1 protein-coding gene is annotated in these 921 nt (G+C 52.7%); it reads right to left on the bottom strand.

Features of this window, described 5'->3' with window-relative positions:
- Positions 1 to 921: DUF3987 domain-containing protein (locus DW182_RS22000; RefSeq protein ID WP_233564209.1), on the bottom strand; the 921-nt coding region annotated here is incomplete at both ends.

The raw sequence follows: 921 nt of genomic DNA on the forward strand, positions 1-921 counted from the left end.
AAGCAGGAGGCTATGCTCCACCAGCGTACGGATGATATCCATTGCCGTATGGAAATCTTCATCCGTACACCCATATTCCTTGGCATAACGGTAATCTTCCCACTTGCGGAAAACAGTAAAGACAGCAGCCAGGCGCATGCCCAACAATCCGGCACGGCGGATAAGACTGCCCGAAGAGTCACGCCCCTCCACCAATGCACGGCGCAGCATCTCACTGAAAAGTTCCGTATGGAGTTTCCACTGCGAAAGGCTGAAAGTGACCTGCGTAGGCGACTCCAAAAGTACCTTGTGCATCTCAAGCAACTCCTTCCCCAAACTCTGAAAGTAGCGGCGAAGGTCCACCTGTTCATCACCCGGCGCACACGATTCCCATTGTTGGTTTTGCTGACGGGTGTAGAATGCAAAACGGGAAAAAAGTCCCACTTCAAGTGAACGGAAAAAAACGCAGAACTGCTCTTGCGTACCGGCGATATTGAGAGCCAGGTGCGGATGCTGCACCACTATCGGTTCGCCATCTATCTTGTACGATGAAGAGACTTCCTCGTGATGGGCGGCCTTACACAGGATATCTTCATACTTGCCGCAATCTTGCCCCAGTGAGGAAATCATCGTATTGATTTCTGTAGTAGTCATGCAGCAGCCCACCTCACCGGCAGCTGCCAGATGTTCGATAAGACGGCTCTTACTCGTGGTAGCCGATATTTTAAGGTACTGCGCCTTCGGCTCTTCCGGTTTCAGGTTGATGTCCGGCAGCCGCTTCTCGCGTCGTGCCTGCTGCTGCTCCGCTTCCCATCCCAACAAAGCTTGCTCATAAGCTTTCTTGTTCGTGCGGCGTATCTGGTCGTAATACTCCTGTGTGGGATCCAGTAAAGCAGCCGTAAATCCCAGAATGCCTTTACCCGCACCGGCAGGAGCCACACT

Source organism: Bacteroides sp. AM16-24 (assembly GCF_003471885.1).
Lineage (GTDB): Bacteria > Bacteroidota > Bacteroidia > Bacteroidales > Bacteroidaceae > Bacteroides.